The organism is Novosphingobium sp. MMS21-SN21R, from assembly GCF_031846015.1.
Taxonomy (GTDB): domain Bacteria; phylum Pseudomonadota; class Alphaproteobacteria; order Sphingomonadales; family Sphingomonadaceae; genus Novosphingobium.
In genome coordinates, this window is sequence record NZ_JAVRDU010000001.1 from 873934 (window position 1) to 896499 (window position 22566).

Sequence of the window (22566 nt, forward strand, 5' to 3'; positions counted from 1 at the left end):
TGGATACATTTGCAAGTTCTGTGGGCATACCTCGAGCAGTGCGTCCAGTGGTTCATGCAACGCGAGCCCGTTCGCCGCTCACCAATACATTGCGCGCCACAGTGGCCGTTACACCTGCAAATATTGCGGGCACACGTCCACCAGCGCCTCGGCCGGCTCTTGCAACAAAAGCCCCAACAAAAAGCACGAATACATGTGATAGTGGCGACGGCACTGACTGCCAACGGCAACGGGATGGAATGCAGGGGGATTGGGCGTTATGAATGAAGTGGTTACCCTTGCTGCCGGGTCCGGTGGGCTATGCCTCAAGCCGGTCCTAGATATCGAGGGACGCTTCCTCGTTCCGGGCTATCAGCGCGGATTTCGCTGGGGACGACCGGAGGTCGGCCAGCTGGTCAAAGACATTCGTGGCAATCTCGAACGTAGCTATTGCCTGCAACCAATTGTCGTCAAGAACACGGGGGATGAATGGGAGCTTGTCGATGGCCAGCAGCGGCTTACGACGCTCCACCTCTTGGTTAGGGCGCTGGGGGGTCAGCCTAGCTGGACGCTGCGTTACGAGACGCGAGCGGAAAGTTCTGATTTTCTGGCCAGCCCTGATGCGGAGCGCGCTAGCACGAACATCGACTTTCATCACATCTGGCAAGCTGAGCAGGCCATTAAGGACGAAATCGCATCCATCGAACCGGAAAACCAGATCGCAATGCTCGATGCGCTGAGCAGCGGTGTTCGAGTGATCTGGTACGAAGCGCCGGCGCACGTTTCGTCGATCGACTTGTTCACCCGCCTCAACAGCGGGCGCATCCCCTTAGACGATGCGGAATTGTTCAAGGCGCTTCTTCTCTCCCAAGCCTTGTCGGGTCCCGCAGGCAAATTAGACGATGGGGAAAGTTCTCGGCAACTCAGGGCCAACGAACTGGCTGTCCAATGGGATATGATTGAGCGCGATCTGCGCCGTCCGGAGGTTTGGGCATTTCTGGCGGGCAACCGCACCTGCGCCACCCACATCTCGCTACTGCTCGAAATCGTTGCGGGCATTGCTCCGGGTGATGCGGCAGGCACTTTCCGAGTTTTTGACGAATTGAGCAAGCGGGCTGAAGGCAACGCGGCATCGACTGTCTGGCGCGAGGTCGTTCAACTCTATGAGCGGATGCTCGGTTGGTACGCGGATCGTCGCCAGTATCACCGAATTGGGTTTCTAATCGCCCAAGCTGGTGCCGATGGCCGCGACAAGATACTGCGAGAAATTGCATCTCAAGCTGCGAAGCGCCGGCATTCGGATTTTGGTGCATGGCTTGAACGCGAGGTGCGCCGGCGGCTCAATGTCGCTCGGTCCGAACTCGCCAGCCTCCGCTACGATACGGATCATGCCCGGATACAGCGCCTTCTCCTATTGATGAACGTGGAGACGACGGCGAGAAACAAACATGCTGAAGCGCGATATCCATTTGCGGCTCATCATGCTGACAGTTGGGAGCTCGAGCACATTCATGCGCAGAATGCGCCAGAACTCAATACTGCGAAGCAGTGGGAAGCTTGGGTCAAGGTTCATGAAAGCGCCGTCCTGGCCCTACCCGACAACGAAGGCCGAGATGCCGTCCTGAACAGCATTGAGCAGTGGCGAAAAGCCACTGAGACCAATGCTGCCGTCGGTGACGCATTCCGGGACCTAGCCCATGAAATTCTGACATTCTTGGCTGGTGACGAAACAGCAAAATCTGATGACGAAGTTCACGGAATTGGCAATCTCGCGTTACTATCGAAGGCCGTGAACATCGGCTTGGGCAACAGTGCTTTCGAGGCAAAACGGCAGAAAATAATCACCTATGATCATGATGGGGACTTCATTCCGGCATGCACACGGCACGTCTTCCTGAAATATTACTCGGAGGCCGATGCGTTACAGCCTCATTTTTGGAGCGAGAAAGACCGCACAGCGTACCTCGCGGAGATCGAAACGATTCTGAGTGACTATCTTCGGGAGGAGACGCAGGCATGAGCGTGATGAGCTTCGCCGCGCTTAGCCGCGGCCAGGATGTTGGCGGACTTGGCCTCACCGGCATACAAATTCCGATGATCCAGCGCGATTATGCGCAGGGCCGAGACGATCCGAAAGCGACCCGAATTCGCAATGATTTCATTGCCACGCTGACGGGGGCAGTGACGCCCGACGCTTCCGGAGAACTGGCCCCAATCGGGCTTGATTTTGTATATGGCGATGTGCGCCAAGGCGTATTTCTGCCGCTCGATGGCCAGCAGCGTCTGACTGCGCTGTTCCTGCTGCACTGGTATCTGGCCGTCCGCTCGGGAGGGACAGACGCGCCCTGGCTGAATTTTGCCTATGAGACGCGAGCCAGTGCTCGCCAATTCTGTGAAGAATTGCGCAAGGTTGCCGCACTTGGTGTTCCTGCGGATGGCAAGCCGGATTTCTCCAGCCAAAAGCCGGCCGAGTGGATCAAGGACCAGAGCTGGTTCATGCCCGGTTGGAAGAGCGAACCGACCATTTCCTCGATGCTCGTCGTTCTCGATTACATCAACGAACTTCTGAACGAAACCGATGCCGCCGCTGCTCTTGAGCGCCTGACCGATCGTGACCAGCCTGCCATTCATTTTCACGTCCTCAATCTCGCGGAAATGGGGCTAGACGACGACATTTACGTGCGCATGAACTCGCGCGGAAAGCCACTGACCGATTTCGAGATATTCAAGGCGCGTTTCGGGGCCAAGCTCGAGCAATTTTCTCCTGGGAGGGCCCACGAGTTCGCCCAGTTGATCGACGGCTCTTGGCTGGATACTTTTTGGGCGGCCCTGGCGAAGGGGACCGAAGAGCCGCCGTCTGCGGCCGAAGTGGACGCCGCCATCCTTCGCTACATGCGCTATCTTGCCGATTTCGTCGATGCCCGGGAGGGCGGTCGCATTGCCGAAGGCGATAGCGAGGCAGATGTCTGCCTGCGCGTTTTTGGCGATGAAGCCAGCGACACTCGCCTAGACTGGTTGTTTCGCGCCTTCAATTTCTGGCGCAATGTCGAAGTTTCATCGTGGTTCACGACAAATTTCCGGAATGCTCGTGACGAGGCGTTTGAAGCAGATGTGCGCCTGCCAGTGTTCGATCCCGGTCAGCACGGAGCAAACCTGTTTGTAGCTTGCTGCAAGGGCTACAGTCCGGAACGACACAAAACCGAGTTTCCAACGCGCCTTGCTCTGTTGCTCCATGCCATACTGATCAGCGAGTGCGCGACCGACGCTATAACCATGCAGCGGCTTCGAGTTGTGCGGAATTTGGCCGATTGGTCGTTGGACGAAATCCGTCCTGAAAACATGGGCCGGCTCATAGAGCAAACCGAACAAATCATGGCCGGCGTTCTGCCGGACAGTTCGGGTTTCAACGTCGCTCAAATGGAGGACCAGCGTCGGAAGGTCGAAGTCCTCGCCCAATGCCCTGATCTCGAAACTGCTTTGCGCGCTCTGGAAGATCATGACCTGCTGCGCGGGCGTCTGCTCGCGTTCAGCCTCGATTTCCAAACTCTGCCAATCCACGCGGCCGCATTTGGGCGCGCATTTGGCGCTGACATGAACCACGATGCCATAGCCGCAGCGCTACTAGCAGCGGACGACTATACCGATCGCGGTTACGTGGTGCGCAGACTCGTTCCTGCCAGACAGCTTGATCGGCGTTGGCGAGAAGTGCTTACCTCCACACAACCGCGCAGCGCACAATCTCCCGTTGCAAAGGCGCTACATGCCGTTTTGTCGGTTGTGTCGAATTCCGACGAGGCGCCGGAGCAAGCCCTGCAACATTCGCTGGTTCAGCCCTTCCTGAACGGGCGCTCCGCAGCCCAATGGTTCGACTGGCGCTTCTACTTCACGGCCTATCCGTCGATGCGCGAGTCAGCGCAAGGCTGCTACTCGCCGGCGAAGGTCGATGGTGTGGTTCGCATGGGTTACGTCGTGCGCCGACATCACAATGTGGAATGGGCTTACAGAGATACCGATCCATACCTGGATGCTGTTTGCGCCACGGTGGGCGAAGAGTTCTCAGATCGGCTGGTTCGTAAACAGGCGGAGCAGGTCGATGCTGGACAATGGCTCCGGCTCGAAGGGACTGGCATCACGATAGCTTCGCGCCAAGACGGATGGCGGATCTATGTGCCAGACGGGTGTGCTGACGTCGTGGCCGTTCAATCGGTGTTTGCCGAGTTCGGGGTCGAGCAGTTTGTCGACGAAGTCGAAGTCGGTGAAGCCGCAGTCAGCTCGTTCTGGCTTATGCCCATCGCACAGACTGTTTCGGTGCCAAACGGGATAAACGCGCCTAGCGCCCGCGAACTAAGCTTGGTGGATCGTGAGAACAGAATTGCCCGGGCGGCGGATCTCATCACAGCCCTATTTGGCGTTGCGATCAATGATGGTGGCCGCGCAGGAGAGGAATGCGAAACGCCGACCCAAGACTTCATTCCATGCCCCTGACCACCGATAAGATCGAAGCGTTTGCAATGAGCTGGCGTGCATGTCGCTCACGTCAGAGCCTGGCTTGTCGTCTCCTGACGTTTTCGGAGGAAACGCGCAGGCTGCTGCCGCAGATAAGAACCATGCCAATGATGGCGCAAGGCTTTGCGCTCGCTACCGAGCGGTTGGGCAGAGTATCGAATGAACTGAGGCGTTTGATCGCATCCCGGACGAACCGCGGGGACGGGATTAACATTTGGAATGCTGCTGGCCTTGGAACAGACGAGCGTCGCAATGTCGCGGTGCTGGCACGACTGTGGATGCGGTCAAGCCTTGGCGATTTGGCGACGCAATTTCTGTCGGCATTTCTGAAGCGCGTCGAAGGCACCGAAAACATATCACTTGAGGGTGGATACCATGTCCATACCGAGTTTCTGCCCATGAGCGACGCCGCGCACCGGGTTGACCTGGTCATCGAAACCGAAGCGACCATCATCGCATTGGAAGCAAAGATTCGGGCACCAGCGGACAAGGACCAGCTAGCTCGCTACGATCGCGAATTGAAAGAACGCGCACGCCAAAAGGGCACGCATTTGTTGATTTATCTTGGCCCTAGGCTGCTTGAAAACTCTTGCGCACACGTGGCGACTTGGAACGCAGTTGCGGCTGCGGCGCGCGAAGTGGCGCAGTCTGCCGACGGAAGCACAAGGCGATTGTTGCGCGACTTTGCCGATCACATCTCAACGTTCAGGAGTTGACCTATGGATGATAACAACGAACTCAGCGCCAGCGTCGTTCGGAATCTCGATGTCGTTGAAGCTGCTACTAGACACCTTGTCGCTGTCGAAGAGCGATTGCTTAGCGTGATCATGGCCTATTTGGACAGCGAGTGTTCTGACATTGGTTGGCGTTTGGCTGGGCGAGACGTTGATGCAGATAACTCTGGATTCGACGACAACTCATTTTTTCCACCGAGCTGGGCCAGCGAAGACGATGGAGAGGGTGCCGACTTTCTTTTCGAAATTTGCGCGGAAGGTCCAGCTTGTGGAGACCTAAACTGGATCACGTGCCTCACGCGAGCGATGGGCAACGACGGCGAAACGGTCATACAAGCGAATTTTCAAAATTTTCTCGGAAAGACTAAGAACAAGAAATTCCTAGCCCGTCCCGACATTCGCGACGCAATTTCCGCCCTCAAATTTGAGAACAGTGGCGTTGAAGTTCAACGTCGTTTTGTCATTGATCGCGAGTTACTTGCCAAAGCTTTCGATGATGATGACGGCGAAGACATCAATGCTGGTTTTCGTGAAGCGCTTGCGCCCTTGGGGTCGGAAGTCCGCGAGATTGCGAGGCAATTTAAGGGGTGGGATGCGCTAAGGGTCAAAGCGGTTTCCTTCGCCAACGAGTGAATTGCTTTGGAGTCACGCAAGTGGAGAATGATCTGATTGATCGCAAGCGGGGCCGCAGCCCCGCTTGCGATGAACTAGGGCAGATTTAGGCAGTACGAGCGTGGTCCGGCAATGGCGGCTATTCCAGCGTCAGCGAACCGAATGACAGCCAAGCCTTGAGAATGCCGCCATAAGGGACACGATAGGCAAGCGAAAGCGTCGCACGATCCTCATCTGCGAGGTAAGGCCTCGTCAAAAGTGAAGATGCTGCGATCCCCATCGAGACGCGCGAGGGTCCCGATGCGGCGAGCATGCAAGAGTATGTCGAGGGCGGCTGCGTCTGTCATTCGTCGTTCTCATCTAGCCTATAGGCAGGGAGCTGACGTCCGGTATCGATGAGCGGGGCGTTCACTTGAACGCGGCGGAAGTGCTTGAGCGATGAAATCGCCTTCTCAAGCAGTCTAGCCACCTTGGCGGCATCTTCCTGTGCGAGGGGAAGGCTTTTCAGATGCTTTGCAGGTCGGAAAGCTTCGTTCAGCGCCTTCACCTGCGCGGCATCGAATTGCAGTTTGGGAATGTTCCGGATTGCATTCTGGAATGCTTCGATCTGCGAAATTTCTGGAAAGCTGTCCTTGATGCGCTCGGCCAATTGCGCGTGCTCGTTGAGCAGGTTGAGGGCGCGACTGGTTTCAACAGTCGTGCCGTGGGCGCGAACGGCCCCTTCTACAGCGGCCAGCGCCTTGCGAGGGATAAGCTTGACCTCAAGGTCCAGCGCACGCGCAATTTCGACGAGGCTCGAGAGCTGCAGGTCGACGGCGCCTTTCTCAATCTTGGAGATATGGCTTTGAGGCAGGCCGACACGCTGCCCCAGTTCCTTTTGGGTCAGTGCCTTTGCCTGCCGCGCCGCACGAATGCTGGTGGCCATCTCGTCAATTCCGGCTTTCATCGATATGCCTTTGCATATATTCCGCTAAAAATATATGTAAAAGCATATCGCAAGGCAGCGCCGGCACTTAATGGACTACGGCTTTATCCCAAGCTCAGCGATCGTGGTTCATCGCATTGCTCCGCCTAAATCCAATTCTTTCAATGCCTCATCCCGAATGAAGCGTGAAAGTGCATCGATCCACGAACTTTCTGACTTTTTACTGAGTTCACACTCCCAAACGGTTCCCACGCGCCAGCCAAGTTCGCGTAGCTGTCGCTCAATTTCGCGATCACGCTCGACATTCCGGGCGAACTTCGCATGCCAAAATTCGCTGTTGCTCGTCGGGTTGGTGGTCTTGCTGCAGCCATGGCGATGCCAGAAACAGCCATGCACCTGTATAATGGCTCGATACTTGGGGAACACGAGGTCCGGCTTGCCCGGCAAATTCCGCACATGGAGACGGTAGCGGAACCCCAAGGCATGCAATGCTCTGCGCAATATCAGCTCAGGGCGGGTGTCTTTTGCCCGAATACCCGACATCATTCGCGAGCGGACCTCGGGAGAAACGATATCGGTCACGCAGTCAGATCCTTTTTCAGTTCCGGGGCCTGGTCAAATTGCTCAAAGAACATATAGGAACGCTTCTGACGGAGGCCACTTGAGCAAGAAGATTGAAATTGTCGATTTGTTCGCCGGACCTGGCGGACTCGGAGAGGGTTTCTCGGCGGCCGGTCGTGAGACTGCGACGCCCATGTCGATCAGGCTTTCGGTGGAGAAGGATGCCTTTGCCATCCAGACCCTGCGCCTTCGAGCTTTCCTTCGCAGCTTCGAGAACGGCTTCCCGACGGCCTATTACGAGGCACTTAATGGCTCCAACCGCTTTCCCGACTGGGCGGCGACGCATCCAGCAAACTGGAAGTTGGCGGTCGAGGAAGCGCAGCAGTTGGAACTCGGTACGGCCGGGGTGTTCGAGCAAGTTTCAAGCATTCTCGACGACGCACGCGAACGCTGTGATGGGCTCACGGTGCTCATCGGTGGCCCGCCCTGCCAAGCCTACTCGTTGGCCGGTCGCTCCCGTAACGCCGGGAAGAAGGACTATGTTGCGGAACGGGACGGTCGGCACTTCCTGTATCAGGAATATGTAGCGATCCTTGACCGACTGAGACCCGCCGCTTTCGTCATGGAAAACGTGAAGGGAATGCTCTCCAGCCAAGTTCACGGAGGCCCCATTTTCGAGCGGGTTTTTGATGACCTGAAGTCGGCAGGAGATGGCTACGTCCTCATCCCGCTCACGGCTGAGGGAGACTTGCTTGTCGATCACCAGGCGAAGGATTTTGTAGTCCGTGCGGAGGAGCATGGGGTTCCCCAGGCGCGACACAGGGTTTTCATCGTCGGTCTCAGATCGGATCTCGCCCATGGACGGAAATTGGCCGGCCCGCTGCTCGCCAAGGTGACTCCATCCCAATCCAACTCGGTCGCGACTGTGATCGACGGCATGCCCAAGTTGCGTAGTGGGCTCAGCCGGAATGACTCGGCGGCGGATTGGGCTGACGTGGTGAGGGAATGGGCGCGAAAGCTATCGGCGGACCATGCCTTGCCCCGCTCCGTCATCCCGGCGTTGCGGCAGATTTCGAAGGCAAATGAATTCGGGCGGCACGGGCGAGTTTCAAAGGGCGTCGCTGATCCGATTTCAGCCTCGGCATTGGCAGATTGGCTTGTTGATCCTCGATTGGAGGTATCAGTCCAACACGAGACGAGGGGGCACATCAACGGAGATCTTGGTCGGTACCTCTACGCTGCAACTTTTGCTCGGACATATGGCTACTCGCCCAAACTAAAAGAATTTCCCATGATCCTTCAGCCCAACCACGCCAACCGGGAAAGCGGTGCCTTTGCGGATCGCTTCCGGGTGCAACTGGCCGACTCTCCGGCAACGACAGTGACCAGCCATATTTCGAAGGACGGTCATTACTTCATCCATCCGGATCCGGAGCAATGCCGATCGCTGACCGTCCGAGAGGCGGCAAGATTGCAGACATTCCCTGATAACTACTTCTTCTGTGGGCCGCGGACGGAGCAATACAAGCAGGTCGGAAACGCAGTGCCGTGTTTCCTTGCCAGACAGATTGCACACATCGTCCACGATCTGATCACCGTAGAAAAATAAGCCGGAACCGCCAAGTCGAGGAGATCAAACCTTAATTTCCGGGATGCGATCCTTCGGTTCCGGAAATTCTGCGCTCTGCACAGCCTTCCATGTATCGGCTCGCTTGGCCACCTCGGAGAATTGCCGCCCTGGGGCAATTCGCTCGAAAGTGGCGTTCACAACCTTCGCCCATTCCCACAGGAGCTTGGCAAAGCTTTCGGAAATTTCCTGTTGCTGCCAGACGAGTTCGAAATCGATCCGCCCGGGCAGCTTCTCGGCCAGTGCTGCAACCGTGTAGGTTGCAATGTTGACCCAGCCCTGCCGGAACGTCTCCTTCGCGTCCTTCTTCTTGATCATGCTTTCGATGGCTCGAAAGATGACCACCTTTGCGATCAGCGCCCTGTACCACTCCGGGGTGAGCGGGTTCGGCACCAGTTCGGGATTTTCATCCAGAGCTGCCATGAAGGCTGCGAAATTCTTTTCACCCGCCAAGGCGACCTGGGCCGGCTTCCCACGCCAAGCTTCATGAAACTTCGCGACATCGTTCTTGGAAAGCTTGTGCTTCGTCGGAACGATCCTCTGGAATTCGCGCCGTTTCGCATCGGTACGTTCACGCAGCAGGCGGACCTGGTAAGCACCTGCCGCGCGCTCGTAAAACCATCGGCTCGCTCCATCAGCGCACCAGATTTCCTCGGACAGTTTCTCCAGCTGGACGTGGAAAGGCCGATTCGCCGAGAGATCTGATGTCTTCACGGCATTCTGGCTGTTCGCGAATTTCGAGATGTTGGAAATGAGGCGCTCGCGGGCATCGTCATCATCGCCTTTCAAGATGATCACCTTTGCCGGGACCATCACATGGCTGAGGTCAATTTCCTTTCGATCGCGCGACGCGAAGAAGATGGACGAGGTGGTCTGACCGCCGTTCACGATCTGCAGCCCCTTGATGAGCGAAAACCCCAGACCACCGTCATCGCAGCGGCTGAGTTCGGCACTGTCACATACGATGACCAGGCCGTTGTTGAAGGCCATGAAATGCTCAGGCTCCTTCAACAGGGTTTCCGCGATGCCCGAATTTACCCTGCTTCGGTAACCAAGGAATGTGCGGACGTTGGCTTCAAGCAACCGGGAATTGTAGCGCAGGTATAGCTCTTTGATGACTTGCCCTGGAATCGCTGTAAGCGCGTATTCATAGTCTGCATCGGGGTCGGGGACGTGAATGCAAGGGAGCGGGCGCCCCAGAGTCTGTTCGAAGCTGATGGAGACTTCATCGCGAGGCTTGCCGGTGGTGTGGCGGTACAGACGCTCGATATCCATGGCTTCGATCGCGACGATCTTTCCCTGGACCTCCTTGGGGGCGAACCGCTTGGACTTGGTCTGGCCGTCCGTGACGACGAAGACGCGCAATTGCTCAAGGCTCGACCAGTGTTCCTTGATGAACAGGACCAGCTCATAGATGTCGCCGCTGGCCTCCATTCGTGATGCCAGACGGCCACCGGCCGCCTCGAACAGGAATTTTATCCCTTCCTTCGCCGTCGATGTCGCTTCGGAGTCTCGGAGGTTCTCGATCTCGTCGGTTCCGAAATAGCGGGTCACGAACAGGTCCAAGCACGTTTCATCGGTCGAAAGCGCATAACCTGTGATCCGGAGGCGAGCGTTCCCGATCGTCCCGGTCCAGTGGCAAATTGTCGGTGAATCGCAAATATTCGCATTTGCGACCTGTTCCATAGCAAGCTCCGCGTAGATGAGCTCCTCAGATGGAAAATTGCCCTCATCGCTCAGTATCCGTTCGGCAACGATTGCCTGAATCTCGGAGCGGATACCCCGGTGAAACTCTTCAATACTCATTCGGAAATCCCCAATGCCGACAACGCCCCGTCGATGCCCACATCAGTTTGGGGAATGGAGCTGAGATCAAGTGTGTAGGTTGCCGCCGTCACTTGGGTCGGCAAATGGGCGCGTCGAAGTACCGGAAAATCGTCGTCTACCTTGAAGCAACTGAATTGGTCGAGAGTCAGCGGGCGCTGGTAGTGAGGCGCGTGCTCATCATAGTATCCCGCCATGATCAAGAGCGCGTCAAATGCGCGCCTTCGACCGCAACCATCAGACGCATCACGCAGCAGCCCGACCAGGTCATTGAGACTGGCACCTCCGGCATCCTCCCTGAGACGAATTGCGCCAAGGAACATGGGCTGCCGTTCTGAATCTAGTTGTTCGATGCTGTTGATGCGCGCCTTGAAAACATCGGAAGTGGTCGTGCTCTTCACTTCCAACGCACCGGATCCGAGATGGAAATCCTGTGCTGCATGCATCGGTCCCTTCCAGGCGTCGAATGCGGAACCTCCGGGCATCACCGCGAGAAGTTTATGAAGCGCGGCAAGTTCGCCGTAAAGCCCGGCTTGTGCCTCTTGGGAGAGGGGCCTGTTTCCTCGGGACATGAAGCTCTGCCATTCCCTGACACGCTCCAGGAAGCCCGCCACCAGCGCCCTTGCATCCTTCGATCGGCTGTCTTCAAGAAGACGAAGCAAGTCGACCACCATGATTGCAAAGATGTCGAAAGCGCCCTCAAGCCGCCTAATCAAGGCAATGACATCCTTGCCCGGGAAGGATGGATTTCCCTCAATCAGAGTTGCTTCAAAGCCTTTGCCATCTGGAAGGCCCGAGACCTTGCCCAGCCATCCGGCCGGAAACGCCACAACGAGCGCCTCACGGCTGTCAGGAAAATGCCGCCCCGCCTGAACTGTCACCAGGTCGATCGCGGCCAAATTGACAAGGCGCCATTCTTCGTCGCCTTGCCGCGTAGCGAGAGCACGCCAAGAGCTGATCAGCCCTTCCTCAGTCCACCCAGTCATTCAACGCCCCCCACATTACGCTGTTGGCCATATAGGCTGCGTTGCTTACACGTCGCTCGGAGCTGCTCCCTGGAAAACTGATGGCGAATGCGACTATCGGATCGGCACCTTTCAGTGCCGAGATTTCGCTGGCGGCGGGATCAAGCAAGTAGAGCATCAGCAGGCCTCGCTGGGGCACAGCGGGTACTCCTGATTTGGACCATCCTTCGCCAAGCACCTTGCGGATGGCAGGGCCGCGAGGTTCCGTCGGAGGTTCCTTGCCCTCGTTTCGTTCGGTATCCCGCCGCCAAGTCTCTCTGCTGAGTTCGAGAGCCGCCTTCCATTGTCCCTCGGTCAGGTCGATGGCCTGATCGCGAGGCGAGATCAGGGTCTTGATCGAATACCGATCATCATGATCGACGGTCTTGCGGCGGGTCAGCATCGCCAGCTTGAGACCTGCAATAACGGCCTCAACTTCAGCAGAGGCAGAGTCCTTGCCAATCAGGGCCACTGTCCAGCTGGTCAGCTCCCCGTCCTTGTTCATTTCGTCGATGAAATCGGCGATCAACGGGCTCATGATCCGGAAGCTCGCAGGGTGGGTCCTGTAGGCTCTCAAGAAGGTCGTTACCTGCTGTGCAGGAATGTTGCGCCACAGGTGGCCTGACCATTTCTGACCTTCGACAAGGTGCTGCTGCTCGTTCAGGTCATGCGCTGTCCCCAACCCTGAAATGAAGCGGTCGGCGGCCTTGAAGTTGAGTCCGATCTCGTCGGCTCGATTTGGGAAGACAATCGTCTGCAGCAGATCCCCGGAATAGGTGAACGACATGGGACGCGCATTGCGCATCTTTGCGCGCGAGGTGACGGTCAACACCGAATGTGACTTGACCCGCAACCCGAAATCCTTCGGAGTTGCGCCCGCAGCGACCATGTTGTCGAACTCCTGCCTCAGCTCTTCGGCAGCGTCAGCGATATGGCCGAACCACTCTATCAACTCATGTGTGGTGTAGAGTCTGCAGACATCGAGATAGCCGTCCCGATACCCGAACCACCGGCCCATCTGCATGAGAGTGTCGTACATTCGGGCCGTGCGCAGAAAATAGCTGGTGCAAAGGCCTTCGAGCGTCAGTCCGCGGGCAAGCTTGTCTCCGCCGACAGCAATGACTTTGAGGCCGGTCCCCTCGTTGTCTACGTAATCCAGAGCGTCCTTTGCCGATCCGTTGATTTCCCGGACCTTTATGTCGGCGATGACGTCAGGAAGCACCTCGCGGATTTGTGCCCAGGCGAAATCGGCCAGCTTTTCGTCCTCGACCAGCTCAGTGCGGATTCGGGCCATTCCTGGCCTGAACTTTTCCTCGTACTCCGAATGCATCAGGCTTTCGGTCTCGGCCAAATCTATGCCGCGCTGGTAGCGGCCCCTGAGTTCGCGGACATACTCGGCGATTTGGCCCACCACTTCGTTTTGCACCGACGTAAATCGGGTCACATGCACCAGCATCGACGAATGACGATTGCCTTGGCCACGCAGTTTCCGAACGGCGCAGGCGTAGATGAAGGACCTGATGGCTTCTTCGAGCGAATCAGGAATCTTTGCGCTGCCATTCCACTTCGGCCGAAAGCCATTGCGGTGCTTCGGAGGAACCCAGGGTGCGTATTCTGCCTCGGCCAGGGGGCGGGTCAGTGGCAGGTCTGCGGCAGTCGATGAAGCCGAACTAAACACCCGGCCGGGGCCGATGTAGTTGGATGGCGCTGCCAGGTTCGTGATGAACGCGGCCGGGAAGAGATCCGGTCCGTGTTCCTCTGTCGTCCCCTTGTCGTGGATGAAGATGTTGGCGAAGGGCGTGGCGGTATAGCCAACGTAGGCTGAACGGGCGAAGTAGTTCAAGATGGACCTGATGAGCCGATTGATCGTGGTCGGCTGATGTTCGAGATCAGGCTTGCCGTTTTCATCGACGACATCTTCCCCAGTATCGACAGATCCGTGATCGGACTCGTCGTCGATGACCAGAATCGGCAGATTGGTAACAATCTTCCGCCCGGTCACAGGATCCGTGTAATCGGCCACACGGTTGCGGATCCAGCCTAGCAGCCGCTCCAGTACAGTCTTGTTCTTCTTGACCACGAACAGCCAGGGGCGCTGTTCGGGGGTCACCCCAAGCTTGGCCGCAGCCGCTTTGGTGAAGTCGCCATTTTCCGTGCGGTTTGTGGCGTAATTTGGCCGAATCGAATGATCCGCGTCGATCAATCCTACCCCAACCGCTGGCAGGTCTTCCACATTCGCCAGCGTCGCGAATCCGAGAAATCCTTCGTCTAGGCGGATCTGGGTCTGTGCTCTGAGGTTGTTGTGCAACCCCGCAAGAACGATGACGATCTTGTAGCCGGCGTCTGCCGCTTTGCAGATCAGCCCGGTGTAGTTCCCGGTCTTGCCTGACTGGACGTGACCGACGACGAGGCCGCGCCTGTCCCAGTCGCCTTCACGGTTCGGGTCTTCCAGGTGACCCAGTACCTCATCCGTCGCCTCGTCGAGAGCGTCGAGGGCTACGAGAGGTATCTTGGCTTCCATGTATTCCGAGTAGCGGCGCCAATATAACCAATCCCTCTTCCGTTCGGCTGTAAGCCAAGGGACGTGATCGGAGTCGTCCGACAGGGTGGCATTCCGGCCAACCGTATGACTGTAGCGCCGGATCAACTCGTCGACGAGCTGCTCGCGGTCAACGACCGCAAAGTCGTCCTCCATCAGCATCTCGAGCTTGTTCAGCTCCGCATCGATCATTTCTGGAGTGATCGCCAAGCCAGTCTTGGTCGATGTGCGGCGCAGGAGATTTTGCGCCATGCTGAGGATCGCATCAAACGCGCGCTGGTCATTTGTCGACATCAATTCTTCCTGCCAATTTCGGCGACGATTTCCGGGTACTGATCGAACGGCGGTGTTCTTGCCAACCGTTGTCGCGCCTTGTCCGGATCCATGCCTCTGAATTCGACCAGCGCCTCGAACATGCTGGTCAGTGTGTCCACGATTTCTGCTGTCGGAGCTGCAACGAAATCGCCCTTCGGGGTGTCATTCTGCTCGGCCGTATCCAACCAGATGCGTTGTACGGGCACGGTTTCTTCTATCAGGCGCAGCAGCGATAGAAGGTCAGCTTTCATCGGGCCTGCGCGTTCAAGAAGTGCGGCTACAAGATCATGGTCCCTTGAGATGCGGTATGAGATACCTTTGGTCGAATGCCGGGCTGCCCATACATCGGGCAAGCTTCCGCCGGGTTGGCCGCCTGTTGTGATGAGCCGGCCGCGATGCGCAAAAACACGTCTTGCAACGTCGCGGGTCTCGGAACCCAGCTTCACGAACTGGCTTCGTAGCCGGACAGGAACGCTCGCCGTCGACTTCAGGATATTGATCTTCCAATCCGAATCCGCGCTGTTCGGAATGTCCAGGCGAATTCTGGCAAGTCGATGAGGCTCATCGCGGGTCCAGCGCCGACCGCGCTCGCCTAACCCCAACCAGCCCCCCGCGAGGAGCAGTCGCTTGTTTCGATAGATGTAAAAGCCCTGTTGTGCAGCCCAACCACCAGGCCCGGCTGCCGCCTCGTATTCACCAGCCTTGAGCAGGTCCTTGTGCGGAAGAACATGGCACTGAGCGACTACGCCTTGGGCATGGAGGAACCGGTACTCGACACTCTCCAGCGCCTTCCCGGGGTGACCGGTCAGGAATGGGTCCCATCCCCGAATTCTGTGCCCGTTCAGCAGCAGGGTCAGTTCCCCGTCGAGCAGGCGATGAAATGTCATGGCCAGATGTGCTTCGACCTCATCGGCGAGGTCGATCATGTCTTGGGCCGAAAAGCCGTCAGTTACGAGGCGGTCGAGCGTTTCCCAAAGAACGACAGTGCCGTTGTCTTGAGCGCATTCGGTTAGCAGGCGATCCTCTGATCCTTCGCGACAACCTTCGTGCAGCAGCCAATGGCCGGCTTCGCCTCCAAGGTCATCGAGGTCCCACCTCAAGCAGCATTTGTTATCGCCAAGCGCACGGCTCGCAACGGTAAGAACGCGAGCCTGCGAGAACGAGGCAGTTTTCAGCCCCATCCCGAATCTGCCGAGGTCACCCGGGTTCCGAACTTCTCTCGGGTCGCGTGCGCCGAGCCGCATGGCGGCCTCCAGCCCGGCATCCGACATGCCTCTCCCATTGTCAGCAACCCGAATCCAGCTGTCGGCACCGTTCCAGGCAAAATGGATGTCGACCCGCGTTGCGTCCGCACTGATCGAGTTGTCGATGAGGTCAGCGATGGCCGTAGCCGTCGTATACCCAAGTCCGCGCAGCGACTCGAGCATCGCTCCAGCTGCGGGTGGTACGTTCCTCGGGACGCTCATTACAGCAGATCCCGAAGAAAGCGTGCGCGCCCGGGATGCCCCAGCTTTTTCAGAGCTTTGGCTTCGATCTGGCGGATTCTCTCCCGGGTTACACCGTAGATTTGCCCAATCTCTTCCAAAGTCATGTCATCGTCACGGCCAATGCCAAACCTCATCCGGAGAATCTCATTCTGACGTTCATCGAGCTCCTCCATTTCTTGCCTGATTAGTCTTTCTGACTGGTGTCGTCTTGCCGTCTCCTCGGGTGAATCTGCTCTGTCGGGGAATTTTGACATCGCTTGATCGAATTCAAGCGGCTTCGACAAGGCAAGTTCAACCGACTTTATTGCTTTTACGTCACACTCAAGGTGTTTTGATATTTCGCCATAGGTGGGGTCGCGATGGAAATTGTCCGAGAACTCTTCCCTGAAGGCGTCGATCTTGGCGCTAAGTTCGTGCCGATGCACGGGGACTCGGATCATCGACATATTGTTGGCACGCCATCGACCAATCTGCTGCCGGATCCAGAAGAGCGCGTAGACATAGAAGCGAACCCCACGGTCAGGATCGAACCTCTCGGCTGCGCGCCTGATTGCGAAGTATGCTTCCTGAAACAGTTCTTCCGGGTCTTCGTCAGGCGACACCATCTTGGCGGTTTCGCGCCTTGCAAAGGGGAGGTGGGCAACAAGAAAAGCCTCGGTTGAGCGATCACAGGCAGAGAGAAGTTGGCCAATCGTAATTCCAGTCGTTTCTCCGACGCTTTCTGCGAGGCTAATCAAGCAGGATCTGGTCAGTTCCAATTCGTCGAGCGCTTCGAGTGCGTTTCTCCGTGCTCGGCCGCCAACCGCGACACCGGTCTCCTGTGCTTCCCGCAATGTGGTCAGATTTTCGATGAATTCTGGGTCAAGATCGTCTTCGTCGCCTATCTCGATCTCAAGATCGGTAAATGCATCGACTGCTACCTCGCCTTCCAGCACCTTCTGCCCCTGCCGAACGATCGCACCCAGCAGCTCCGGATGATCGAGGACCGCGTTAAGCAATTCATGCCTGGCGTTGGAAATCTCCCGAACCATACGGTCTTCAGTCGCACGGTCGACGCTGAAGGCTTGCGAGCCGGGAACGACCAAGTTCCTTGTACAAGCGGCCGTGATTGCCTCTACCAGATCATCCTCGTCGATGACGACGGTAGTCGGCGAAGGCAACTGCAGGAATGGCTTGGTCGATTCCTCGGTTTGAACACCAGCAGAAGCAAGGACCTTGTGCAAATTCACGGCAAGGTCATCCGGTGAATGGTTGCCGTGGCACTCGGCAATCAGATCTCGCAAGGCTTGGTCATCTACTTCTTCTGCGTTGAGTGCATCTCGAACCCATTTCCGACACGCAATCTCGCTGATCGAAAAACGGGTATTCCGGAGTTTCCGAGGTCGCCGACTTGAACGACCATTCGCTGACGAAAAATCAGGCGTATAGATATTGCCGGCTGCAACGTCGTCATGGCCTCTGGCAGCCCTAGTGCCCGGGGCCCGAACCTTCACGAGACTGTTGGGAAGTTCCCAGTCTCCGTCGTCGGCCGCGTCCCCGGCTCGAAACCCTGAGCTGGCCGGAATTGCGACAAAAGTTGCGGCAGCTGCGGCGATGCCTTGGCGGGCGTGGAACGCTGCAGGGTCCTCTTCGGTATCGAACTGCAGATCGCCAAGGGCGTCCTCCAGCCCATGCGTGGGTGCATCTGCAGAGTCATCGACTGTGCGGGCAACAGGTTGGACTGGTTCGACTGCCGGTGTTGGGCGCCCGCGATTCAAGGTCCGAAGCAAGTCTGCCAGTTGGTGATGGCCCGCCTCTGATGCCATGTCGGCAGGTGTTTGCCCGTTGTTGTTTCGGATTGTCGCGTCAGCACCCGCATCAAACAGTCGGTTGCAGAGAAGCAGGTGACCTCCTGCCGCAGCCAGGTGCAGTGATGCATCTCCCTTCACGTTCCGCGCGTTCAAACGTTTGGCAGCAATCAATCCGTCGAGGATGCTGACATCGCCTGCTATCAGCGCCCTCTGTTCACGGACATCAAGTGGGCGCCCGCTTTCATCGCCCGAAATTGGGCTGGGCGCTGTCCCGTTATCCGCAATGGCATTTTCCAGCGATCGGGAGAGTGACGAGTAGCCGGCAAGCTTCGCCAACTCTGCTGAGGTGCGTCCGGCGTTGTCCAACGCAGATGGATCGATCCCGGCATTTAGATACATGCGGCAAATTGCTGCCTTCCCGCTTTGGGCGGCAATATGGAGCAAGGTTCGCCCAGCGTGGTCTGTTGCCGCAAGTGCCTTAGGATCGCGGCAAGCGTGGAACGCTCGCTCCTCCTCCGTCATCAATTCCGGAGGGCGCGTAGTTCCCGTTGTCATGAAGCCTGCACAAGGCGGGTAGCTTGCACTTGGTCCGGAATACGGGGAGCCTGTCTATGTTCCATGCGGAATTTCAATTGCCCCCTGTCTCGGATCGTGAAGATCGATAGGCATAATGGGCAATTCATCAGTTAATGCAGCAAAATTTTCTCCACGAGAAAGCAATGTCGTGATTTTGGGCCGGGTTACTTGAGTGCGCTGGCTTGGCGGTCAATCTCCGCAGGTTTTGCGGCGAATAAGGCCAGCAAACTCCGCAAGTGCTCCTGCGCAAGGCAAAAGCTGCGTCGATCACCGACTTTGGATTGGTGCAATCCTTAACTGGCCATTAGACGTACCATTATGCGTGCTTGGATCCTCTCAGACCTTCATATTGAACAAAGTCACTGGGATCTGCCCGATCCGCAGCCTGACTACGATGTTCTCATCGCTGCGGGTGACATCCACGATCCGCTGAGCGCTGGCATTCGCTGGCTTGCAGAACGGTCCGGCGGCCGCCCGGTGATCTATGTTCCGGGAAATCACGAGTGGTACGCCTATCGGCAGCGCTTTACGGCTCAGGACGAGACGCTGCGGGCGCAGGAGTTGGCTGCGGAGCTTGGCGTTCATCTGCTTCAGGATGCCACAGTCATCATCGACGGCATTCGTTTCCTCGGCAGCACGCTTTGGACCGATTTCGAAATTTTCGGGAACGGACGCCTGGGAATGCGAAATGCCGGCAGATGGATGAACGACTTCAGGGTCATTTTTCCAACTGACTTGCGACAGCCTCTGTCGCCCGAACAGACGCTGAGGTGGCACATGGAGTCGCGCTTCTGGCTTGAGGAGGCGCTTCGCGAGCAGTTTGACGGCAAAACCATCGTCGTGACCCATCACCTTCCGCATCCCCGTTCTGTCCACGAGCAATATGCGGATGATCCGGTGACGCCGGCGTTCTGTAGTGACCTGTCTCACCTCGTGGAAAACTCGGGGGCTGCGCTTTGGGTGCACGGTCATACGCACACGAGCTGCGACTACATGGCGGGGGGCACGCGCGTCGTTTGCAACCCGAAGGGGTATGGTCCTCAGTCGCGGAGCGGCACGATAGAAAACGACAACTTCCAGCCTGAGCTAGTGGTCGAAATCTGATCGTTCAGTCGAAGTGCTCGGCGATGGAAGCCAGGCCTTCAGAAACGATAGGAAGCGATGCTGTGACGCCGGTTTCACGCGCATGAACCGGCCAGTCGGCCAATGCAGAGCGGACATCGTCGGTAATTGCCGCGACGGCTTTCTCCGAAAAGCCGTGGCTTCTTCCTAGTTTTTCGATGTGCGCGCGCATGATCGTTCGGCCTTCGCCCTGGACCGCCAAATAGTGCTCGCCGCCGGGGCCGTTGGAATATGTCAGGTCAAATGCCGGGGCGAGGCGCCAGTTGCCGCGATCATCCATCAGGTAGGCGTGCTGACGGACGTGATCGTCGCGGTTTCGCGCAAGTACGTTGAACACCATGCGACGAAATGCCTGCTCAACGTCTGCCATGCTCCGGGTGATGGCCAAGGTTGCCCTGAGGAAGCCGTCGTAATCGACACTAGGCATATGGGACGATGCTTCGAGTGCGCCGCCCAGACTCACCATGTGGACCCGCTTGCCTGGGGCCGGTCGATCGAAGCGGCGGGTTGCAAAGTGCCCCGGCCCAGTCGTCGATGGAATGAGCTTTGTCTCGGCCATGTCGATCTGAGCAGCTCGGGCCATGCGGGCATAGGCTTCTTCGAGAGGCCCGATATCGACCGGGTCATTGATCGCTGCAAACTTGACGATCCATTGCTCTGCAGCGCGCGGGCCGCCATCAGCCGCCAGTTCGTCGCCGGCACGCAAGCTGCCGTCATCAGCAATGGCGACATGGACCTTCGGGCGCGCGCCGCCGGATCCACCGCCCAAGCGCAAGAGCAGGGCATCGAGTTCCGATTCTTCACCGGCAAGCAGGTGGCGGGATTCATCGGACAGGCGGTCGAGATCGATACTGTCCGCGATATCCTCAGCCATGGTTTCAGGCTGAAAAACCAGGGCTCCTCTGCCTCTCAAGCCAACCAGGGCCAGCCTGTCGACCGCATTCAGATCCTCAAATCGATGTCCGAGACTCTGCAGCCTGCGCTTCAGAAGCAGCATGCCCCATGCGTCCGGCAGGCAGTCCGACAGAAATCCGTGCAGTCCTTCGAAGGTGCGGCTGCTCGCTGCATGCAGGCCGGGTTCCGGCGGGTAACGCAATGGGGAGACTGCGAGGCTCTCAGCGATGACTTCGGCCGACCATTCGAGCTGTGCAAGCCCGCCCGCCATCGCCAGCCTGCCAATCGCCCTAGAAGGTGCTCTTTCATCCGTGAGCAGACCGATCGCCAATGGGGTACCTGGAGCTAGCTTCACGGCCTTTTTCCTCCAGCGCGCTGTCGCGGCGATTTGATTGCCTTGCGTTGTTGGGCGAGCAGCGCATCCATGCTGCTGGCTGCCATCTCGGGGAATAAGTCCGCAACGCCCTCATCGCATCTTAGCACAATGGCGGCACGCACCAGGTCTTCGATTGATGCCTTTCCCTCGGCTTCCATACGTCGCCACGTCCGATGAGCCACACCTGCTTTGGCCGATGCAGCTTGCTGAGTAAGGTCGAGGGCAAGACGGCGAGCCTTGATCCTTTGCCCGAGGCCCTGCATGTGATCCTGGAGCGTCAAAATCATAGGCCATATGTGGCCTATGAATCTGGGTTTGTCAAATTAATGGGCCATATTTGGCCGTCTGTATGATTGATCATACTGCGAAATGCCTCAACATTTGTCCGAAAAACGTATGCAAATTTCGGACACTTGAACGGCCTTGAGCGGGCCGGCTAAAGATGCGCCGACGGTCCTGAAACGCATTGGAGTAGAGGGGGCGATGGTTCGGTCGAGTTTGGAAACTCGAGAAGGAACCATCAAATGCCCAGAAAACCGCCGAAGATTTCCGACGGATTGCATGCCAAGTTCAAAGCCGTGGCCCACGAGGCCGGGGCGTTGGTACCGACTGCCGCCTATGCGAACTACGTCATAATCGACCCCACGTTTTCCGATCGCGATGAGATATTGCCGGGGGTGCCGATCTATATCGGTCAGACGGCTCGGATCGTTCCGCGCATCCAGGAGCACTTGCGACACGCTCTCGCGCCAACGGCTGCGTCCAATGCGCTGTATCGTCGGATGGGCCAGCTCATCCGCATTGGCGCTTTGCCGATCTTCCGCATTCTCGAGGTTCATAGGACCCGAGCTGACAGCATTCGCGCGGAGGCTGTGTGGGCGCAGCGTCTGCTGCGATCGGGCGCGGACCTGCTCAATTACCTGCCCGAGCAATCGCGCATCCTCACCGCTTCGAGTGTTGGCCGGATGCAGCGTGTCCGGTTGCTGACCATGTCGTTGCCCGAGGCCTATGCCGCCGGGCTCGTTCTGCAAATCGCCTGCCGTCGAGGTTGCTTCACCCGGACAATTTCGCCGGTAGACCTCATTCCCTGGTTCGGTGACCGGATAACGCTGATGGGGATCCGCGCCAAGGCAAGGCAGTGCCCCGTCTGCGGCGGGATCAATCGCTACGCAGTAGCCGATGAAGCAGACTCACCGGCGCCTGATGGGTTTGAAAACGTACCCGAGTTTCCGGGAGAACTGCCATCTGCCGAATTCGAGTTCCGTCTTTTCGACGGCCAAGACCGCGCGCCCGGCTACGATTAGGCCTGCGAGGAGCGCGACGACCAAGATCCAGTCGACCGAGCGCCAGTTGAACAAGGCATAGGCAAGCGAAGCGGCCGCAACCGCGAGCACCGCAATGGCTCCGATTTTCAATTTCCAGATGTGGTCCGGCAGCGGCTCGTAACGGGCCACTTCTCCGCGTAATTGCTCGGCGTGATCTGCAACGACGGCAATCTCGCTGCTCAAGGAGCTTTCCCGAACTTGACGCTGTGCAGCTTCGTGGACGGCTTTGCGCTCTCGGACTTTCGCAGCTTTGAGTTCCCGGTCGAGGCGATTGCGCTCGACTTTCAGTTCTTCGACGTCGGGTCGCACCGCCTTGAGGGCAGCCAACATCTGCGCGTCAACAAGGGGGAGCGGCTCGTTATCGTTCATG

18 protein-coding genes are annotated in these 22566 nt (G+C 57.7%); 7 read left to right on the forward strand and 11 right to left on the reverse strand.

From position 1 onward, the window contains the following. Window positions 1-259 precede the first annotated feature (259 nt). Genes RM192_RS04095 through RM192_RS04110 form a run of 4 tightly spaced genes read left to right on the forward strand, consistent with a single transcriptional unit; the run spans window position 260 to window position 5852 of the window. Entirely contained in the window at window positions 260-1999 is a 1740-nt protein-coding gene (locus RM192_RS04095) for a DUF262 domain-containing protein (protein WP_311506305.1), read from the forward strand. Next, window positions 1996-4464, forward strand: coding sequence for a DUF262 domain-containing protein (locus RM192_RS04100; RefSeq protein WP_311506306.1), 2469 nt, complete (start codon window positions 1996-1998; stop codon window positions 4462-4464). The genes RM192_RS04095 and RM192_RS04100 overlap by 4 nt, the downstream gene beginning before the upstream one ends. Beyond that, window positions 4455-5201: a PD-(D/E)XK nuclease family protein gene (locus RM192_RS04105; RefSeq protein ID WP_311506307.1), complete on the forward strand. Its 747-nt coding sequence runs from the start codon at window positions 4455-4457 to the stop codon at window positions 5199-5201. Before RM192_RS04100 ends, RM192_RS04105 begins: the two co-directional genes overlap by 10 nt. Window positions 5202-5204: 3 nt before the next feature. After that, window positions 5205-5852 (forward strand): hypothetical protein, encoded by a 648-nt coding sequence (locus RM192_RS04110; RefSeq protein ID WP_311506308.1) that lies wholly within the window; start codon window positions 5205-5207, stop codon window positions 5850-5852. A gap of 118 nt (window positions 5853-5970) precedes the next feature. On the opposite strand, the gene RM192_RS04115 is transcribed toward RM192_RS04110, so the two are convergent. The 3 genes from RM192_RS04115 to RM192_RS04125 form a co-directional block, all read right to left on the reverse strand. Further along, window positions 5971-6111, reverse strand: a complete 141-nt coding sequence (locus tag RM192_RS04115) for a hypothetical protein (RefSeq protein ID WP_311506309.1) — start codon at window positions 6109-6111, stop codon at window positions 5971-5973. Window positions 6112-6174: 63 nt separating this feature from the next. Next, window positions 6175-6777, reverse strand: coding sequence for a helix-turn-helix transcriptional regulator (locus tag RM192_RS04120; protein ID WP_311506310.1), 603 nt, complete (start codon window positions 6775-6777; stop codon window positions 6175-6177). Between the two features lie 108 nt (window positions 6778-6885). Beyond that, the gene (locus RM192_RS04125; protein ID WP_311506311.1) at window positions 6886-7338 is read right to left on the reverse strand and encodes a very short patch repair endonuclease; all 453 of its coding nucleotides are present in this window, start codon (window positions 7336-7338) and stop codon (window positions 6886-6888) included. Window positions 7339-7417: 79 nt separating this feature from the next. Between RM192_RS04125 and RM192_RS04130 the strand changes: the two genes are divergently transcribed. After that, entirely contained in the window at window positions 7418-8926 is a 1509-nt protein-coding gene (locus tag RM192_RS04130) for a DNA cytosine methyltransferase (protein WP_311506312.1), read from the forward strand. Between the two features lie 24 nt (window positions 8927-8950). Here the strand turns inward: RM192_RS04130 and RM192_RS04135 are convergent, their stop codons facing one another. The 5 genes from RM192_RS04135 to RM192_RS04155 are packed head-to-tail and all read right to left on the reverse strand — an operon-like array spanning window position 8951 to window position 18347. Continuing rightward, entirely contained in the window at window positions 8951-10750 is a 1800-nt protein-coding gene (locus tag RM192_RS04135; RefSeq protein ID WP_311506313.1) for an AIPR family protein, read from the reverse strand. Beyond that, a complete protein-coding gene (locus RM192_RS04140) occupies window positions 10747-11754 on the reverse strand; it encodes a PD-(D/E)XK motif protein (RefSeq protein ID WP_311506314.1) in 1008 nt (335 codons plus the stop codon). Before RM192_RS04140 ends, RM192_RS04135 begins: the two co-directional genes overlap by 4 nt. After that, window positions 11738-14605, reverse strand: coding sequence for a Z1 domain-containing protein (locus RM192_RS04145; RefSeq protein ID WP_311506315.1), 2868 nt, complete (start codon window positions 14603-14605; stop codon window positions 11738-11740). The genes RM192_RS04140 and RM192_RS04145 overlap by 17 nt, the downstream gene beginning before the upstream one ends. Next, complete coding sequence (locus RM192_RS04150; protein ID WP_311506316.1) at window positions 14605-16053, reverse strand: ATP-binding protein; 1449 nt, start codon at window positions 16051-16053, stop codon at window positions 14605-14607. The genes RM192_RS04145 and RM192_RS04150 overlap by 1 nt, the downstream gene beginning before the upstream one ends. 38 nt (window positions 16054-16091) lie before the next feature. Further along, window positions 16092-18347 (reverse strand): sigma-70 family RNA polymerase sigma factor, encoded by a 2256-nt coding sequence (locus RM192_RS04155; protein WP_311506317.1) that lies wholly within the window; start codon window positions 18345-18347, stop codon window positions 16092-16094. A 450-nt stretch (window positions 18348-18797) separates the two neighbouring features. Here RM192_RS04155 and RM192_RS04160 point away from each other — a divergent pair, with 450 nt between their 5' ends. Further along, the gene (locus RM192_RS04160) at window positions 18798-19583 is read left to right on the forward strand and encodes a metallophosphoesterase (protein ID WP_311506318.1); all 786 of its coding nucleotides are present in this window, start codon (window positions 18798-18800) and stop codon (window positions 19581-19583) included. 4 nt (window positions 19584-19587) lie between these two features. Here RM192_RS04160 and RM192_RS04165 read toward each other — a convergent pair whose 3' ends face one another. Next, entirely contained in the window at window positions 19588-20826 is a 1239-nt protein-coding gene (locus tag RM192_RS04165) for a type II toxin-antitoxin system HipA family toxin (RefSeq protein WP_311506319.1), read from the reverse strand. A gap of 20 nt (window positions 20827-20846) precedes the next feature. Next, a complete protein-coding gene (locus RM192_RS04170) occupies window positions 20847-21158 on the reverse strand; it encodes a helix-turn-helix transcriptional regulator (protein ID WP_311506320.1) in 312 nt (103 codons plus the stop codon). A gap of 237 nt (window positions 21159-21395) precedes the next feature. On the opposite strand from RM192_RS04170, the gene RM192_RS04175 reads away from it, so the two are divergent. Beyond that, window positions 21396-22175 (forward strand): hypothetical protein, encoded by a 780-nt coding sequence (locus RM192_RS04175; RefSeq protein WP_311506321.1) that lies wholly within the window; start codon window positions 21396-21398, stop codon window positions 22173-22175. On the opposite strand, the gene RM192_RS04180 is transcribed toward RM192_RS04175, so the two are convergent. Further along, a complete protein-coding gene (locus RM192_RS04180; RefSeq protein WP_311506322.1) occupies window positions 22062-22565 on the reverse strand; it encodes a hypothetical protein in 504 nt (167 codons plus the stop codon). The genes RM192_RS04175 and RM192_RS04180 overlap by 114 nt on opposite strands. Between the last annotated feature and the right edge of the window lies 1 nt (window position 22566).

Coding starts and splice junctions, on each gene's coding strand:
- RM192_RS04095 (WP_311506305.1), top strand. CDS start 260: ATGAATGAAGTGGTTACCCTTGCTGCCGGGTCCGGTGGGCTATGCCTC.
- RM192_RS04100 (WP_311506306.1), top strand. CDS start 1,996: ATGAGCGTGATGAGCTTCGCCGCGCTTAGCCGCGGCCAGGATGTTGGC.
- RM192_RS04105 (WP_311506307.1), top strand. CDS start 4,455: ATGCCCCTGACCACCGATAAGATCGAAGCGTTTGCAATGAGCTGGCGT.
- RM192_RS04110 (WP_311506308.1), top strand. CDS start 5,205: ATGGATGATAACAACGAACTCAGCGCCAGCGTCGTTCGGAATCTCGAT.
- RM192_RS04115 (WP_311506309.1), bottom strand. CDS start 6,111: ATGGGGATCGCAGCATCTTCACTTTTGACGAGGCCTTACCTCGCAGAT.
- RM192_RS04120 (WP_311506310.1), bottom strand. CDS start 6,777: ATGAAAGCCGGAATTGACGAGATGGCCACCAGCATTCGTGCGGCGCGG.
- RM192_RS04135 (WP_311506313.1), bottom strand. CDS start 10,750: ATGAGTATTGAAGAGTTTCACCGGGGTATCCGCTCCGAGATTCAGGCA.
- RM192_RS04140 (WP_311506314.1), bottom strand. CDS start 11,754: ATGACTGGGTGGACTGAGGAAGGGCTGATCAGCTCTTGGCGTGCTCTC.
- RM192_RS04145 (WP_311506315.1), bottom strand. CDS start 14,605: ATGTCGACAAATGACCAGCGCGCGTTTGATGCGATCCTCAGCATGGCG.
- RM192_RS04150 (WP_311506316.1), bottom strand. CDS start 16,053: ATGCTCGAGTCGCTGCGCGGACTTGGGTATACGACGGCTACGGCCATC.
- RM192_RS04160 (WP_311506318.1), top strand. CDS start 18,798: ATGCGTGCTTGGATCCTCTCAGACCTTCATATTGAACAAAGTCACTGG.
- RM192_RS04170 (WP_311506320.1), bottom strand. CDS start 21,158: ATGATTTTGACGCTCCAGGATCACATGCAGGGCCTCGGGCAAAGGATC.
- RM192_RS04175 (WP_311506321.1), top strand. CDS start 21,396: ATGCCCAGAAAACCGCCGAAGATTTCCGACGGATTGCATGCCAAGTTC.
- RM192_RS04180 (WP_311506322.1), bottom strand. CDS start 22,565: ATGAACGATAACGAGCCGCTCCCCCTTGTTGACGCGCAGATGTTGGCT.